The organism is Gardnerella washingtoni (assembly GCF_049262705.1).
GTDB lineage: Bacteria > Actinomycetota > Actinomycetes > Actinomycetales > Bifidobacteriaceae > Bifidobacterium > Bifidobacterium vaginale_D.
This window is the reverse complement of sequence record NZ_CP058398.1, coordinates 1,058,183-1,074,171: the sequence shown is the minus strand read 5'-3', so window position 1 is coordinate 1,074,171 and position 15,989 is coordinate 1,058,183. Positions and strand designations below refer to the sequence as shown.

Genomic DNA, 15,989 nt, shown 5'->3' with positions numbered 1-15,989 from the left:
AATCTTACGAGGTAATAATGGAAAATCATCAGCTAAAAAAAGTGCTTGTAGTAAACGGACCGAATTTAGGTCGTTTAGGTGTACGTCAGCCGGACGTATATGGTAGTGAGAATTTTGAAACCTTGCGCGAGTATTGTGAACAATGGGGTACGGAGTTTGGTTTCAAAGTAGAAGTGTGCCAAAGTGACGACGAAGCACAAATGGTTCACTGGATGCACGAAGCTGCCGATACTCATACGCCAGTTGTGATGAATCCTGCTGCCTTTACACATTACAGTTATGCGCTTGCGGATGCGGCTCACATGGTGTTGGATGCAGGCGTACCACTTATGGAAGTACATATTTCTAATCCTGCTGCGCGTGACGCTTTCCGTAAAATTAGTGTAATTAGTCCTGTTGCAACTGGCACTATTACCGGCATGGGATTGTATGGCTACAAGCTTGCTTTAGAAGCCGTTGCACATCTTGTTTGATTTTGTTCGATTTTTTGCGAATCAACACCCGCGTCGAGGCTCGAAGATACCATGGAGTTCCATGGTTAGAAGCAAACATGGTAACTCTCAGGAGCATATTACAAAGCATATTTTTGTCACTGGTGGCGTTGTTTCGTCCCTTGGAAAAGGTCTTACCGCATCTTCGTTAGGCCGACTTTTACGCAGTCGCGGATTGCATGTATTACAACAAAAACTCGATCCTTATATCAATGTTGACCCGGGCACAATGAACCCATTCCAGCATGGTGAAGTCTATGTGACGGAAGATGGTGCAGAAACAGATCTCGATATTGGTCATTATGAACGATTCCTCGATGTTTTCTTAAGCCAGAAAGCGAATGTAACTACAGGTCAGATTTATCAATCTGTGCTTCGTAAGGAGCGCGCTGGTGAATATTTGGGCCAGTGCGTGCAAGTTATTCCGCATATTACTGGCGAAATTAAGTCGCGTATGCGCGCGCAAGCAAGTGACGACGTAGATGTGATTATTACGGAAATCGGCGGCACGGTTGGTGATATTGAGTCCCAGCCGTTCCTTGAGGCTGCTCGCGAAGTTCGCCGCGATTTAGGTCCAGAAAATTGCATGTTTGTGCACGTTTCTTTAGTGCCTTATATTGCTGCGGCTCACGAATTAAAGACTAAGCCAACTCAGCATTCTGTGATGATGCTTCGTCAGCTTGGCATTTCTCCAGATGCTCTTGTTTTGCGTTCGGATCGTCCGCTTAATCAAGGAATTAAAGATAAGATTTCGCTAATGTGCGATGTTGATGCTGAAGGCGTTGTGAACTGCGTTGATGCCCCAAGCATTTACGATGTGCCAAAGATTTTATTCAACGAGGGCTTGGATGCTTACGTTGTTCGTGAGCTTGAGCTTCCATTCCACGATGTTGATTGGAACGAGTGGGAAGATTTGCTTGAGCGCGTGCATCATCCGAAGCATGAGCTCAACATTGCAATCGTTGGAAAGTATATTGATTTGCCAGATGCATACCTTTCCGTTACTGAGGCTATTAAGGCTGGTGGTTTTGCAAACTGGGCTAAAGTTAACGTGCGCTGGGTTGCTGCCGACAAGTGCGAAACTCAAGAAGGTGCGGCTGCAGCTCTTGACCAAATGGACGGCATGGTTATTCCAGGCGGCTTCGGCATTCGCGGTATTGAAGGTAAGATTGGCGCGCTCCGTTACGCTCGCGAGCACGGCTTACCAACACTTGGTCTTTGCCTTGGCTTGCAGTCCATGGTTATTGAGTACGCTCGTCACGTGCTTGGGCTTGAGGATGCTAATTCCACTGAGTTTGAGAAGGATTGTGGTGACCCAGTAATCGCAACTATGGAAGAGCAAAAGGATATTGTGGCTGGTAAGGGAGATATGGGTCACACAATGCGACTTGGCTCTTATCCTGCAACGCTTGAAGAAGATTCTATTGTTGCTGAGCTTTACGGCACGACACATGTTACTGAGCGTCACCGTCACCGTTATGAAGTGAATGTGGCGTATAAGGATCGTTTGCGTGAAGCCGGTTTGCGTATTAGCGGTCAAAGCCCAGATGGTAATTTGACTGAGTTTGTGGAGCTTCCAAAGGAAGTTCACCCATTCTACGTAGCAACCCAAGCTCATCCAGAGTTTAAGTCTCGCCCAACTAAGCCTCATCCACTGTTTGCTGGCTTGGTTGCGGCGGCTCTTGAGCATCAAGCAGCTGCTCAAAATAGCAAGGCAGATAACTAGTCTTAAGTATGTAAAAATAAGCGGTAGAACTGGGTTTCCTAAGTTTTACCGCTTTTGTTTTATGAGATTGTGATAAACATTACGTTTTGCGTGTAACACAGCTATACCACGAAATCGCATTACGCGGTAACCTTAGATAGGTAAGTAATGTGAGTAGGGAGAGCGTAAGAGTGATGCTTACGGGGGCAGCTTTTGCGAATTGATGCGCATGATGATGCGCACAGTGATGCGCACAGTGATGCGTTATGTGTGGAGGTGTTATAGACGTTATGGGCGTTACAGAAAATAATGATCATGATTCATTAAAAAATAAAGCTGCAGACGTTGAAATGAGCCAGTATGTGGCAGATCGCGCTCGCGTTAATGAGGATAAAATTCGCCAGGACGAGCAAATCGTTGCTGAATTTGGCGAGTACAATTACGGCTGGCATGATTCGGATGCTGCAGGCGAGGCTGCAAAGAAGGGTATTGACGAGTCGGTTGTTCGCGCAATTTCTGCTGACAAAAATGAGCCGGAATGGATGCTAAATCTTCGTCTGCAAGGCTACCGTGCATTTTTGCAAAAGCCGATGCCGGATTGGGGAGTAGATTTAAGCGGTTTTGACGCTGACGATTTTAAATATTATGTGCGTCCGGTTCACGATCAAGCGAAAACTTGGGATGATTTGCCAGAAGATATTCGCAAAACTTACGATCGTTTAGGCATTCCGGAAGCTGAAAAAAAGCGTTTAGTTTCTGGCGTTGCAGCGCAGTACGAGTCGGAAGTTATTTACAATTCGATTCGTGAAGATTTAGCAGCTCAAGGCGTAATTTTTGTTGATACGGATACAGCAGTGCAAAAGTATCCAGAGCTGGTAAAAAAGTATTTTGCAACTGTGATTCCGGTTGACGACAACAAGTTTGCGGCTCTGAACACTGCGGCTTGGAGTGGTGGCTCGTTCGTGTACGTTCCAAAAGGTGTTCATGTGGATATTCCTCTTCAGGCTTACTTCCGCATTAATACGCCGAATATGGGTCAGTTTGAGCGTACGTTGATTATTGCAGACGAAGGCTCGTACGTGCATTACGTTGAAGGTTGCACGGCTCCGATTTATTCCACGGATTCTCTTCACGCTGCAAACGTTGAAATTGTTGTGGAAAAGCATGCGCGCGTGCGATACACAACTGTGCAAAACTGGTCAAATAACGTGTATAACTTGGTAACTCAGCGAGCTTACGTGCGCGAAGGCGGTACAATGGAGTGGGTTGACGGCAACATTGGCTCCAAAGCTACTATGAAGTATCCTGCTTGTATTCTCGCAGAGCCGTATGCAAAAGCAGAAACTATGTCTTTGAGCTTTGCTGGCTGTGGCCAGTATCAGGATACTGGTGCGAAAATGATTCATTTGGCTCCGCACACGAGTTCAACGATTGTTGCGAAGTCGATTTCGCGCGGCGGCGGACGTTCAGCTTACCGTGGTCTTGTGAAGATTATTAAAGGCGCGAAAGGCTCTAGTTCTTCGGTTGTGTGCGATGCTTTGCTTGTTGACGATTTTTCTAGGTCCGACACTTATCCGCATGTTGATGTGCGCGAAGATGACGTTTCGATGGCTCACGAGGCTACTGTTTCCAAGGTTTCCGAAGATCAGCTTTTCTACTTGATGAGTCGTGGGCTTGAAGAAAAAGAGGCTATGGGCATGATTGTGCGCGGCTTTGTGGAGCCGATTAGTCGTGAGCTGCCAATGGAGTACGCACTTGAGTTGAATCGCTTAGTTGAGCTGCAAATGGAAGGATCCGTTGGCTGATGAGCGAGATAGCAAGTAGTGAAAATATGGAAGATACTGGGTTTAAAAATACTATGTCTGAAAATATTACTGATTCTAAAAATTCTTCTGCGCGTAAGGAAATTACTATTCCTGTAGCAGATCCTAATGATCCGTATGCGGTTCCTGCCGCAATGCCTTCTAGTGCCGATAAATCCGTGCGCTCGTTCAATGTGGAAGATTTTGCGATTCCTACGCGTAAGCAGGAAGATTGGCGATACACTCCAGTTGAGCGAATTCCCGAGTTTTTCGAGCGTTTTGAACCGTCTCATAGTATTCAAGTAACGCTTGAAGGCGTTGGTGGAGCCGCTTTGGATGATTCTTACGTTGGAAGCGACGGTTCCGTAAGTTTGCAAGTAAAGCCGCAAAACGAGGCTCCTCACACCGACATGAAACCTTCTGATCGCGCGGCTGCAGTCGCATGGAATGCGGCGAAGCAAGCGCACGTACTTCACGTATCTGGCGAAATCAAAAAGCCAATCGTGCTGAAAATTCAGGGTAATCTCGTAAATAGCGCAAATGAAAACGCTGTACAGTCGCTTGACGCACTGCACTTAGTAATCGAAGCTGACTCTCGCTCGAATGCGGATATTATTATCGAACATACCGGATGCGCGAAACTTGCTGAAGGTGTGGAAATTATCCTCGGAAAGCACGCGCACGTTTCTACTACCTTTATTCAAGAGTGGGATTCGGGCAGCAAACACGTTGGAAATCAGCGTATTCACGTAGGTGAAGGCGCTTCGCTTCGCCACACAATGGTCACTCTTGGCGGAGATGTTGTGCGCATTCGCATGGATCAGGATTTTGGCGGCGAACAGGGCGATTTGAACATGCTTGGCATGTATTTTGTAGATCCTGGCGAGCATGTTGAGCACCGCACAATGGTTGTGCACAATTATCCAGAATGCAAGTCCCGAGTCGTGTACAAGGGCGCTTTGGAAGGAAAGGGCGCGCATTCGACTTGGGTTGGAAACGCGCTTATTAAGCCGGAAGCTCCTGGCACAGATTCGTACGAGTTGAACCGTAATTTGGTACTTACTCCTGGCGCAATCGCCGATTCTGAGCCGAATTTGGAAATTGAGAACGGCAATATTATTGGTGCCGGTCACGCAAGTTCAGTCGGTCGATTTGACGACGAAGAGCTTTTCTACTTGCAGTCTCGCGGAGTTAGTGAGATTGAGGCTAGAAAGCTTGTTGTGCGCGGATTCTTTAACGAGCTTATTGAAGAAATTGGCGTTCCGGAAATTGTTGATCACTTAATGAAGGCTATTGATCGCCGTCTTGCAAGAACGGAAGAATAGGAGAAAAACATGTCAACTTTGGAAATTAAGGATTTGTACGCTTCTGTAGAAACAAAAGAAGGTCGCAAGCAAATCTTAAAAGGCGTAAATCTTACAGTTCATTCTGGCGAAACGCACGCAATCATGGGTCCTAACGGATCTGGAAAATCTACTCTTGCCTACACTTTGGCAGGTCACCCAAAGTATGAAGTCGATTCTGGTCAAGTACTTCTCGACGGCGAAGATATTTTGAAAATGACTCCTGACGAGCGCGCAAAAGCTGGATTATTCCTCGCAATGCAATACCCAGTAGAGGTACCGGGCGTATCTATGACGAACTTTCTTCGCACTGCAAAAACCGAAGTAGATGGCAAGGCACCATCTTTAAGAAGCTGGGTGAAAGAACTCAGCGAGGCTATGAAAAAGCTTCGCATGGATCCAAAATTTGCGTCACGCTCTGTAAACGAGGGCTTCTCTGGCGGCGAAAAGAAGCGCGCGGAAGTTTTGCAACTAGAGCTTTTGAAACCAAAGTTTGCAATTTTGGACGAAACTGATTCCGGACTCGACGTTGACGCGCTTCGAATTGTGTCGGAAGGTGTGAATAGAGCCAAAGAAAACACCGGTTTGGGTATTATGATGGTCACGCATTATACGCGAATCCTCAAGTATATTAAGCCGGATATCGTGCACGTTTTTGCGCAAGGTCACTTTGTAAAGACGGCTGGCCCGGAGCTTGCGGACGAGCTGGAAGAAGAAGGCTACGACAAGTACTTGCCGGAAGGTGCAACCGAGTCGGCACTGGCTTAAGCGCAGTTTAAGTACAGTTTAATCTATCTGTATATTTGTAAAAATAGCGTAAAAATAACGTAACAATAACGGTTTAATATGGCTACAGAAAATATTATGCGAGAATTTAGCGATTTGCGCTCGCAGTTTCCGATTTTACGTCGCACAGTTCACGGCACTTCGCTTCACGATACTGTGCACGGAAAACCCTTGATTTACTTGGATTCTGCAGCAACTTCGCAAAAGCCGCAAGTTGTAATCGACGCCGAAAAAGAGTTTTACGAAACAATTAACGCTGGTGTACACAGGGGAGCGCACGAGTTGGCTGCACTTTCGACGGTTGCGTTTGAACAAGCGCGTGCGAAAGTTGCGTTGCTTGTTGGGGCGTGTGCAGATGCTGGCAGTGAGGAAATTGTTGTTACTCCGGGCGCTACAGGCGCGCTGAATCTTCTCGCAACTGCTATTGGTAACGCTAGTGCGAAGGCAAAAATCTGCAAAAAAGACAGTGCTGATTTAGCTGATTCTGCAGACTCTACCGATTCTAAGCGTGCTTTCCACCAAAATTTCGCGCTTCGAGAAGGTGACGTAATAGTCGTATCTCGCGCGGATCATCACTCTGTTTTGCTGCCATTCCAAGAGCTTGCTCTTCGAACTGGTGCTGAGCTTCGCTGGATTGACGTAACAGAGGACGGCCGCGTGCGCACGGATGAAGATTATTTGCGAACAATTATTGACGAGCGCACAAAAATCGTTGCAGTTACGCATATTAGCAACGTTACTGGTGCTATTACGGATGTTTCGTCGATTTGCAAGCGCGCTCACGAAGTTGGTGCGATTTTTGTGCTCGACGCATGCCAGTCAGTGCCGCATATTCCGGTTGATTTTCACGCGTTAAACGTTGATTTTGCAGCATTTAGTGCGCATAAAATGTACGGTCCTACGGGAGTTGGATTCTTGTATGGTCGCCGTGAGCTTTTGAACGCTCTTCCGCCGGCGAATTTTGGCGGTTCAATGGTGGAGCTTGCGTGGCTTAACAAGCCAGCGCAATACATGGATGCGCCTTACCGTTTTGAAGCTGGAACTCAGCCGGTTGCGCAAATGGTTGCTGCTGGCGTTGCAGCGGATTGGTTGCGCGCGGTGGGCATGAACCGAGTTGCAGAGCATGAGCAGGAAATTGCTGCAGAATTGCTAACATTGCAGGATGTTCCGGGCGTTCGCGTTTTGGGGCCAACTGATTTAGAGAATCGAATTGGCACGGTTGCTTTTGAAGTTGAAGGCGTACATCCACACGATGTTGGACAGTTTTTGGACGCTCAAGGTATTGCGATTCGCGTTGGGCATCATTGCGCTCAGCCGATTCACCGTCATTTTGGCGTGTATGCTTCAAACCGCGCTTCTGTTGGCGTTTACAATACAGTTGATGAGGCTCGCGCGCTTGTTGAAGCCGTCTCCCACGTTCGCGCCTACTTTGGCGCATAATATTGTTAGCGAGCGAGTTGGAAAGTTAGCGAGTTAGCCAAGCGAATCGGCGAGTCAGCATGCATTGTTTTATTTAATAGCTTTATGCCTTGTTTCTTTTAATATGCCTTTTTTAAAGTCAGACCACGAACCAAAAAATTTTTCATCTGTCTTTGTTATGTGTTTATTTTCGTATTTGAGTTTTGTAAGTTCTACCATGCAAATGTAATCTGCTATTTGTGCTAGACGATACTGTGATTGTTTTGCGTATCTGTATATGGTCGCATTTTTTGACAAACTATATTCCATTGCTTTGTGTATTGCATTAACTATTGATTGCTGACCATTGTCATAGTATATTTTTATTTTTTCATATTGTTGCATATATTCCATATTGTCGAATAAAAAATTAATTAAATCTTTGCGCATTGCCGCAGACAATTGACTTGTTGATTCGTATTTTCTGTTTGTGTATACAAAAGTATGGTAATGAATTTCAACGTGCCTGAAGAATATTCTAAATGATTGCAATAATTTTTTTCTTGTAGACATGTCTAAACATTTATAATTATCTTTTTTGTTCATAAGAGGTGAAGCATGAAAGGGTATATTAGGAAGTAGTCTTTGTTCGAGTGAGTTTTCGTAAAGTTTTATTGAATAATCTAAATTATTTGATTGATCATGAAGTACGATAGTTAGTATGTAATAATAGTCTGATAAATTATCGCTGCCTGATTCGTCTATGAATATGCTAAGTTCTCTCATGCTTTCCCCAACTTTTTGACTTATAACCCAACTACACGGATAAGTAAGTAAAACAAAAGCCGGGGAAAACGTCCCCGGCACTTGGAAGCCTTTACAAAAGACCTCTTATAATTGTATCACATATACGACACTATTAAATACTTATTTTCTTGCGGCTATTACTACGATTGTTTAAAAATAATATTTGAAATAATTGAATTTGAAAATATAAAGCATAAACTTGTGAAGTTGATATGTTATTGAAAAAAGTTGTTGAGTTTTCTAATGATGAATCGTTTATTAAAAAATAAGTGATTAAATATTGTTAGCGAGCGAGTTGGAAAGTTAGCGAGTTAGAAAGTAGGTAAGGAGTGCGTATGTTTGATATGGGTTTTGGTGCGGGCGCTGGTTTTGGTGCGGGCGCTGGTTTTGGTGCGGGCGCTGGTTTTGGTGCAGGTGCTGGTTTTGGTGCAGGTGCTGGTTTTTCAGATGCGTCTGGTGACGGCTTGGAAAGCATGTATCAAGAAGTGATTTTGGATGCTGCGCGAAATCCGCATGGCAAAACTCATTTTGAAAGCACGGATGCGCTCGCACAAGCGGAACTGCAGGAAGAATCTCAAGAATCTGCTGAAAAGACAGAAAATGCAGAATCTGCTAAAGCTACAGAAAATGCAGAATCTGCTGAAATCACACTAAATAATACTCACGAAAGTTGCGCTGTTGCATCTGGCGAAAACTCTGCTTTAGGCCAATCGCACCAATTCAATCCAACTTGCGGCGACGAAGTCACCATGCGTGTGGAACTTTCAAATAGCGCGAACCTAAAAAACCCAATAATTTCAAGCGTTAAGTGGGACGGTCACGGCTGCTCGATTTCGCAAGCAAGCCTTTCGATGATGGTTGATTTGGTCGAAGGAAAGTCGGTTGACGAAGCGTTGCGATTAGACGCGCTCTTCCACAAACTTATGGAATCTCGAGGCGTAGGTTTGCAAAACGAAGAGGACGAAGATGTGCTGGAAGACGCAATGGTTTTGCAAGGCGTATCGCGCTATCCGATGCGAATCAAGTGTGCGCTTTTGGCGTGGGAAGGCTTAAAAGACAGCATTGCAAAGGCTTCACAAAACTTAAATCCGCAAATTCTTGGCAGCTTGTAAAATCGAACTTTGGTACAAGCAAAGCAAGGAATATTATGGTAGAAAATCAATCGGCAATTGATGTGCAAGCGGCATCTAAGGAAACGCAGCCAGCTCCTTTAAGCGCGAACGATATTGGCAGGGTTACCGAAGAAGATATTAAGGAATCGCTTCACGATGTTGTCGATCCGGAATTGGGTATTGATGTTGTTGATTTAGGCTTGGTTTATGGCATTGAAATTGACGAGCTGGGTCGCGCGATTATTACCATGACGCTTACAACTCCAGCTTGCCCGCTTACTGATTTGATTGAGGACGAGTGTGCGAATGCGCTCGCAGGTTTGGTGGAAGAGTTTCGCATTGATTGGACGTGGAAGCCACGCTGGAGCGTTGAAAACATTAATGAAGACGGTCGCGCGCAGCTTGAGGCGCTTGGATACAATCTCAACAGTTTGCAGGCGAGTTTTGCAGCAGGTGCTGTTGGCGGTGCTGGTTTGATGGGCGCTGATGATATGAGCGCTGGTATTCCGCCAACTGTGTGACTTGGATTATCTTAACGTTCGTTTTTAGTGTTTTTCTTAATATCGGTATAAACAAGTGGAAATTATGAGCGCAGAAATTAAGGCAGTGAGTGCAAACGGAATTTGCGATATTTCCGATATAAATAATGTGCGCGAATCTGCTTCGAGAGAAATCACTGACGTTGTTTTTGACTTGCAGCTGCTAGTGGATTGGGATGCGCGCCGCACGCTGGCTGCAGATTATCCGGATTTTATTGGGGAAGTGCTTTTTAGTTTCGAGCCGGAATGGGGATTTGAGTTTCACGAGTCTTTGCGCGAGGCTGGGTGGAGTAGAAGTCGCGCGTTGACTTCATTTGATGAGCATCACGGGCCGGCAGTTACGTGGCTATATCGTTTGTATTTTGAGCGTTTCGAGTGTGGTTTTGTGGGCGAGCGCGCGGATGCTTCGGCTGCGGCGCGCGAGTTGATTGCTAGCGACGTGCGCGTGTGGGCGTTGGGTAATGCTTCTAGCGATTGGCTTAACTGCGCGCGAAAAACTTGCCCAATACTCGGCGAGCTTAACGGCGTTTGTGCATCTTACGAATCGCATTTGCGCAAACCCGACGTAATGCTTTACCGCGCGTTTTTGCAACAAGCCGGTCTTTCCGCTGCCTCCACGATTTTCCTCGAAGGTGACTCTCGCGCCGCTTCTGCGGCGTCGCTGCTTTATTCTTAAGCTGCATCTTAAGCTGTTGTTTTTCGTTACTGGTGCAGTATCAGTATGCAGTTTGCGTTCGCACGCTTTGACCGAGCTTGAAATCATTGGGATTTCAAGCTCCTTCAAAGCGTGATTTGGCTCAATTGTGAAGCACGGGGTGCTTCACATGCCAAATCAACCGAACGGCTACCAATAGCCGTGAGGAATAAACGCTCGCTACTGAGCTTGCGTTGAAAGCACACTGTGCTTTCAACCTTGAGCAAGCTCAGCGAATCGAAGTGACTTCTCGCGCATTATGCAGCTCGAAGTCGTCGATTCGCAAATCAGCCGAACGGCTACCAATAGCCGTGAGGAATAAACGCTCGCTACTGAGCTTGCGTTGAAAGCACACTGTGCTTTCAACCTTGAGCAAGCTCAGCGAATCGAAGTGACTTCTCGCGCATTATGCAGCTCGAAGTCGTCGATTCGCAAATCAGCCGAACGGCTACCAATAGCCGTGAGGAATACGCGCTCGCTTACGAAACTCGCGTTGGAAGTCCACCGGACTTCCAACTTAAGCGAGTTTCCGCTCCGAGTTGCCTTCGCGCGCTAAATCGCAGCGCTCAGGCAGGTCGTCGCGCGCGCTCAGTCGAATCTAAATTATTGCTATGAGTCTATAGGTAACTTTTACTTGCATTCTATAAATTTTTATTTAATGTTACCAGATTTACAAAACTGCAAACATTCGTTAAAATACAAATTATAAGGAGGTGAGATTATGCAAAATAACATGAAGAATATGCAGTTTATATCAATAGAAGTTCTTAAATCGCATGGGTATTCTCTGTACAAAATAAATCAGTTTGTAAAAAGTGGCAATCTTGAACGTATTAATCGTTCATATTATGAGAACTTGGAATATAACGGAGAAATTGATGATTTTTATGCAGTTCCAGCGTATTCTCAAAATAAAGGTGTAATTTGTCTAATTAGTGCAGCTTCTTATTACGGGCTTACTACAGAAAAACAAGTATCAATAGATGTTGCAATCCCTAGAGAATCTCGTATACCTAAGTGTATTAATTGTGCAGGGATGGAATTTTATCGTTTTTCAAAGCAGAGATATGAAACAGGAATAAGAAAAATTGAGGTTGGAGAGAATTATTTTTATATTTATGATATAGAAAAAACTGTTTGTGACATCATTTTTTATCGCAACAAACTTGGTTTTGAACCTGCAATTGAAATTCTACGAAATTATCTCAGCATGAAAAATAGAAATATTAATAAACTGATGAAATATGCAAAATTGCTTAGAATTGAATCATTTATGAAACAAATATTGGGGGTTATGATATGAAAAATGCTAGTTTAATCAAAGATAGGCTCGCGAATTACTCAAAGAAAAATGACAAACTGTTCAGTGATGTATTAAATGTTTATGTTTTAGAGCGAGTCCTTTTTCGTATATCCAAATCTAATTTTGCTGACAATTTTACGCTAAAAGGAGGAATACTTCTTTATGGACTATATGAAAACAGTTTTACGCGTGCGACTACTGATATTGATTTGCTTGCTAAGAATATTTCAAACAGTAAATCTAAATTGAAAGATGTTTTCTCGCAAATATTATCTATTAAAACTGATGATCCTATTAAGTTTGATATAGATAATTTGGAAGTTAATGACATAAAAAAGTCTTCTGAATATCACGGTGCAAGAATAAGTACGACAGCATATCTTGATAGGACTAGGGTTCATGTGAGCATTGATATAGGGTTCGGCGATGTAGTTTATCCTAATCGTGTTACTATGAATTATCCGACTATTCTAAATGAAGAGTCTCCTATTATGTTTGCATATTCTACTTATTCTATAATTTCTGAAAAGATAGAAGCTATTGTTGCGTTAGGTCTAATTAACAGTAGATATAAAGATTTTTATGATATCTGCTTGATTTGTGAGAATGAAGATTTTGATGGAATGGTTCTTAGAGAATCTTTAATTGAAACTTTTTCCAATCGAAACACTTCTTTTGGTGAGATTGTGGCTTTTAACGAAGATTTTGTTAAGGATTCTGAGCGTTGTGTTCGTTGGAAGGGTTTTATAAAGAGAAAAAGAGTAGAAGACACTCGTAGTTTTTCAGATGTAGTTTCAGAAATACAAGCGTTCCTTTTGCCTGTAATAAATTCTATTCGTAAAGACGAAGAATTTAATATGACTTGGAAACATAAAGATATGAAATGGATGTGAATTTTAAATAGTTATTAAATAATTGTGAAATTGTGGAATTTCTGTTTGAGGAATATTTTAACGTACTTATTCGTAATTTGTATTATTTGTAGCTTGCTTTTGTGCTTTATATTTTCATAGATAACGCACAAAAGCGAGTTTTTTTATAAGCGTTTATTTAACAAAGATAAAACGCTCGCGCTTTATTGCGCGCGCTCGGCCGCTTCGAGCGAATCGTAGCCATACATGCGCACAGTATTCGCGATTATTATTTGCGTAAGATTTAGATTTTCCGCGCGTAAGTTATTTACAAAACGCTGGTATTTTGCGAAAGTTGCGTCAGAATACGTGCTTAATTCGCCTCGCAAATACGTTTCAAAAGACGTATTTTCTGCCGTATCTTCGCTAGTTTTAAGCACGCGCATCGCAAAACCCAAATGCGGGTAGCGATTGCGAAAATCCGCAGCCCACTCAACTTGCGTTACGATAATCTGCTCCTGCGCACTTTTTCTAGGCTCCAAAATCGGCTTAATGTAGGGCTTAATCGTGCGCTCAAAAATTTCCGGCGCAGTCGACTCCATCATTCTCGCATACTTTTCCGTAATCAAATTGCGGCCGCCGCTATTCGCGCGCTCAAGATCCTGCTTATAAGACTCTTGCAAATTGAGCGGCCACGCCAAAAACTGACTCACGCGCATAATGTGAAAAGTCGGCCAGTTTCCTTGACAATTCGCGCGTCCGCCTTCGTTTTGCGTAAGCTGAAACTGATCCCACTCAAGTTTGGTGATTTCTTCTGCAAGTTTTTGCACTTCCAGATTTTCTTCTTTCGTATTTTGCGTTTTCGTATTTGCTGATAAATCGCACATCATAAGCTCCTTAAGCACGCAGCGCGCGAATTAATATGCGCTTCAACGTACGGCCGCTGCCATTCCAAAAAAGTTTCGTCGCAATCGCTTAAGCCCTCGTATTGCAACTCTCGTACAATGTCTTCGCAAATGCTGTTAATTATTGCGGTAACTTGCTTTTGCACAAGTCCAGCGCCTTTGCCGCCTTCGCCAAAACCGTCGCCGCCAAAGCAAGCAGCGGAAGAAAGTCGCATCAAAGACTCAAGTTTGTTACATATTTCTGGAAGTCTGGAAGCCATGCGATTGCTGAGCTTGCGCAACGCCGCAAACTGCCACTTGTAGTACGGCAAGTAGCCTGCGGTTACAGGATTGTTGAGCAGAAAAACAAGGGAAGCGGTCGCGTGAACGAATTCGTTAATAGAAAGCCATGCAGCTGCTCCGTCTTTTCGCGACAACATGCGTGGAACATTGTATTGACCTGCTTGAGCCATCATGCCAAGTCTGCGTGAAATGAGTGAGATTCGCACGTCGTCCGGCATGAGCTTAAAACTTTGGCGCGTTTTGCTAAATTCTCCAAGCGGATCCGCAAAAATTTTGCCGTTCGTCGCTGCTGCAAGTGTGCTTTCGTTTAGTGATAGCCATAAATGCGGCTCGTTTGCGGCAGGGGCAGTGGGGAAGCTGGTGATGTTTTCAAAAAATTCGCTTATGCTAAATACTCCAACTCGCTTGCTACTGGCACATGATTTAGCGCGTGGTGTTTCTTTGCGAGAGCCAAATCCAGCGTATTCTTGCGGAAGTGCGTCATAAGCGTTTTGCAAATCCGCGCCAATTTTCGCATAATCTTCGTCGGTAAGCCATAAGCAGAAGCCTGGTCCAAAATCGTGATCGCGCGAAATCTCGTCGTCAAAACCGTAACATTCGGAACCATGACCAACTAATCCCGATGCAATGCGATTTTTGTATTCTGCGAATTTTGGCTGATCAAGTAACGGCTTTCCGTAAGTTTTCCAGTATGATTGCGCTAATTGCATACCGTTTTTGATTTTTTGATTATGTTCTGTTTTTCTGATCTTATTGAAGTTTGTCTGTAACTCGTTGGTTGCTTGCGGTTTTTCTGAAGTGTTTTTAGAAATGTTTTTGGTAGTGTCTTTATCACTATCTTCAGCAACATTAATTTTGGTAGTGTCTTTATCACTATCTTCAGCAACATTAATTTCAGCAAATTTTTTTGCCATATCTTGTGCTTGGTGCAAATTTTCCGCAGTAATTGCGTATGATTCGCTATCTTTTCCGTAACACTCAGCGATTAAAGCAAGTGCTTTACTATAACTTTCCGCCGCTTGAGCATACTTTCCGCGCGTACACTGAACCTGTGCAAAACCTGCCAAAGCAGAAGCGTAATGCGGCTGATTCTCGTTATTTCCTGCAACGTACATGCGGACGCTGGTCGAGGCGTGCTTAAAAGCGGATTCAAGAATCTCGCTAACAAGAACCGCGTTAGTATTTGCATTTGACTTTTGTGAGCAGTTTTGCGTGCGTTCTTGCGTGCGTTCTTGCGTGCGTTCTTGCGAGCACTCCTGCAGCATCGCAAGCGCAATATTCGTGTGCGTGGCGGCAATATCGATGTCATGTTCAGGATCTGTGCTCGTATTTTGCAAAATTTCAAGCGCTTGATTGAGCTCTTGAATTGCCTCATTCGTACGACCGGTTTCGCTGTAAAGCATTGAAAGATTGTTGTGAAGTGCTGCGAGCTTGCGGTTGTGTGGTCCAAGAGTTGTTGCAGCATCGTTAAGTGCCTGAGCGTAAATTTTGGTTGCAGAATCGTAGTTGCCAGCTGCCCGCAAACTTGTTGCCGCGTTAATGAGCGTGGTAGTGCCGGCTTCGGTGCCAGCTAGGTGCATCTTTTTTGCCAAATCTAGCGCATTATCAATGATTGGCTTGTTTTTTGTGTGCTCGCCGCGCGAACGGTAGAATCCCATGAGTTCGTTGAGAATAGATAGTTGCAGAGGATTATTGAGGTTACTATTGCGTTGAGTTTCAGCAAGTTTTTGCATCAAATACGATTCAATTGCATTTGCGCTCGCGTGATTTGCAAACATCTTGTCAAGCTCGCTATATAACTCCGCAGCGTTCTCCATCAAAGCCCCCTTGCTATTGCCTTGCGTGCCAAATCGACATTAACTTTACAGCCTTGCAACGAAAATGATATGCGAGGACTTACTTGAGTGCTGTGTATTATCGCGCGCTATAAAAGCGGGTATATGCGTTGAGACTGCATCAAATAGGTTTGAA

Annotated in this window: 14 protein-coding genes; 11 read left to right on the top strand and 3 right to left on the bottom strand. The window is 44.2% G+C overall.

Annotated features, from left to right (window positions below):
- Positions 1-17 precede the first annotated feature (17 nt).
- The 6 genes from HXT28_RS04040 (at position 18) to HXT28_RS04015 (ending at position 7,567) form a co-directional block, all read left to right on the top strand.
- Complete coding sequence (locus tag HXT28_RS04040) at positions 18-473, top strand: type II 3-dehydroquinate dehydratase (protein ID WP_422113294.1); 456 nt, start codon at positions 18-20, stop codon at positions 471-473.
- 61 nt (positions 474-534) lie between these two features.
- On the top strand, positions 535-2,217 hold the full coding sequence (locus tag HXT28_RS04035; RefSeq protein ID WP_016637531.1) for a CTP synthase: 1,683 nt from the start codon (positions 535-537) through the stop codon (positions 2,215-2,217).
- 269 nt (positions 2,218-2,486) lie between these two features.
- Entirely contained in the window at positions 2,487-4,001 is a 1,515-nt protein-coding gene (sufB, locus tag HXT28_RS04030) for a Fe-S cluster assembly protein SufB (protein WP_032814530.1), read from the top strand.
- A 53-nt stretch (positions 4,002-4,054) separates the two neighbouring features.
- The gene (gene sufD / locus HXT28_RS04025) at positions 4,055-5,323 is read left to right on the top strand and encodes a Fe-S cluster assembly protein SufD (RefSeq protein ID WP_032818847.1); all 1,269 of its coding nucleotides are present in this window, start codon (positions 4,055-4,057) and stop codon (positions 5,321-5,323) included.
- 9 nt (positions 5,324-5,332) lie between these two features.
- Positions 5,333-6,109, top strand: a complete 777-nt coding sequence (gene sufC / locus HXT28_RS04020) for a Fe-S cluster assembly ATPase SufC (RefSeq protein ID WP_016637528.1) — start codon at positions 5,333-5,335, stop codon at positions 6,107-6,109.
- 96 nt (positions 6,110-6,205) lie between these two features.
- On the top strand, positions 6,206-7,567 hold the full coding sequence (locus tag HXT28_RS04015; RefSeq protein ID WP_422113704.1) for a SufS family cysteine desulfurase: 1,362 nt from the start codon (positions 6,206-6,208) through the stop codon (positions 7,565-7,567).
- A 69-nt stretch (positions 7,568-7,636) separates the two neighbouring features.
- On the opposite strand, the gene HXT28_RS04010 is transcribed toward HXT28_RS04015, so the two are convergent.
- On the bottom strand, positions 7,637-8,311 hold the full coding sequence (locus HXT28_RS04010; RefSeq protein WP_016637526.1) for a DUF3800 domain-containing protein: 675 nt from the start codon (positions 8,309-8,311) through the stop codon (positions 7,637-7,639).
- Between the two features lie 356 nt (positions 8,312-8,667).
- Here HXT28_RS04010 and sufU point away from each other — a divergent pair, with 356 nt between their 5' ends.
- The 5 genes from sufU (at position 8,668) to HXT28_RS03985 (ending at position 12,873) form a co-directional block, all read left to right on the top strand.
- Entirely contained in the window at positions 8,668-9,444 is a 777-nt protein-coding gene (sufU, locus tag HXT28_RS04005) for a Fe-S cluster assembly sulfur transfer protein SufU (protein ID WP_422113293.1), read from the top strand.
- 35 nt (positions 9,445-9,479) lie between these two features.
- Positions 9,480-9,965, top strand: a complete 486-nt coding sequence (locus tag HXT28_RS04000) for a metal-sulfur cluster assembly factor (protein WP_016637523.1) — start codon at positions 9,480-9,482, stop codon at positions 9,963-9,965.
- Positions 9,966-10,029: 64 nt separating this feature from the next.
- Positions 10,030-10,659, top strand: a complete 630-nt coding sequence (locus HXT28_RS03995; RefSeq protein ID WP_196488973.1) for an HAD family hydrolase — start codon at positions 10,030-10,032, stop codon at positions 10,657-10,659.
- Positions 10,660-11,398: 739 nt separating this feature from the next.
- Positions 11,399-11,980 carry a type IV toxin-antitoxin system AbiEi family antitoxin domain-containing protein gene (locus tag HXT28_RS03990; protein ID WP_016636688.1) on the top strand — a complete coding sequence of 194 codons (582 nt, stop codon included), beginning with the start codon at positions 11,399-11,401 and terminating at the stop codon, positions 11,978-11,980.
- A complete protein-coding gene (locus tag HXT28_RS03985) occupies positions 11,977-12,873 on the top strand; it encodes a nucleotidyl transferase AbiEii/AbiGii toxin family protein (RefSeq protein ID WP_016636687.1) in 897 nt (298 codons plus the stop codon). Before HXT28_RS03990 ends, HXT28_RS03985 begins: the two co-directional genes overlap by 4 nt.
- A 182-nt stretch (positions 12,874-13,055) precedes the next feature.
- Here HXT28_RS03985 and HXT28_RS03980 read toward each other — a convergent pair whose 3' ends face one another.
- Both HXT28_RS03980 and HXT28_RS03975 read right to left on the bottom strand, forming a co-directional pair.
- Positions 13,056-13,718: a DUF4125 family protein gene (locus HXT28_RS03980; protein WP_032818744.1), complete on the bottom strand. Its 663-nt coding sequence runs from the start codon at positions 13,716-13,718 to the stop codon at positions 13,056-13,058.
- Positions 13,718-15,835, bottom strand: coding sequence for a DUF4037 domain-containing protein (locus HXT28_RS03975; protein WP_422113292.1), 2,118 nt, complete (start codon positions 15,833-15,835; stop codon positions 13,718-13,720). Before HXT28_RS03975 ends, HXT28_RS03980 begins: the two co-directional genes overlap by 1 nt.
- Between the last annotated feature and the right edge of the window lie 154 nt (positions 15,836-15,989).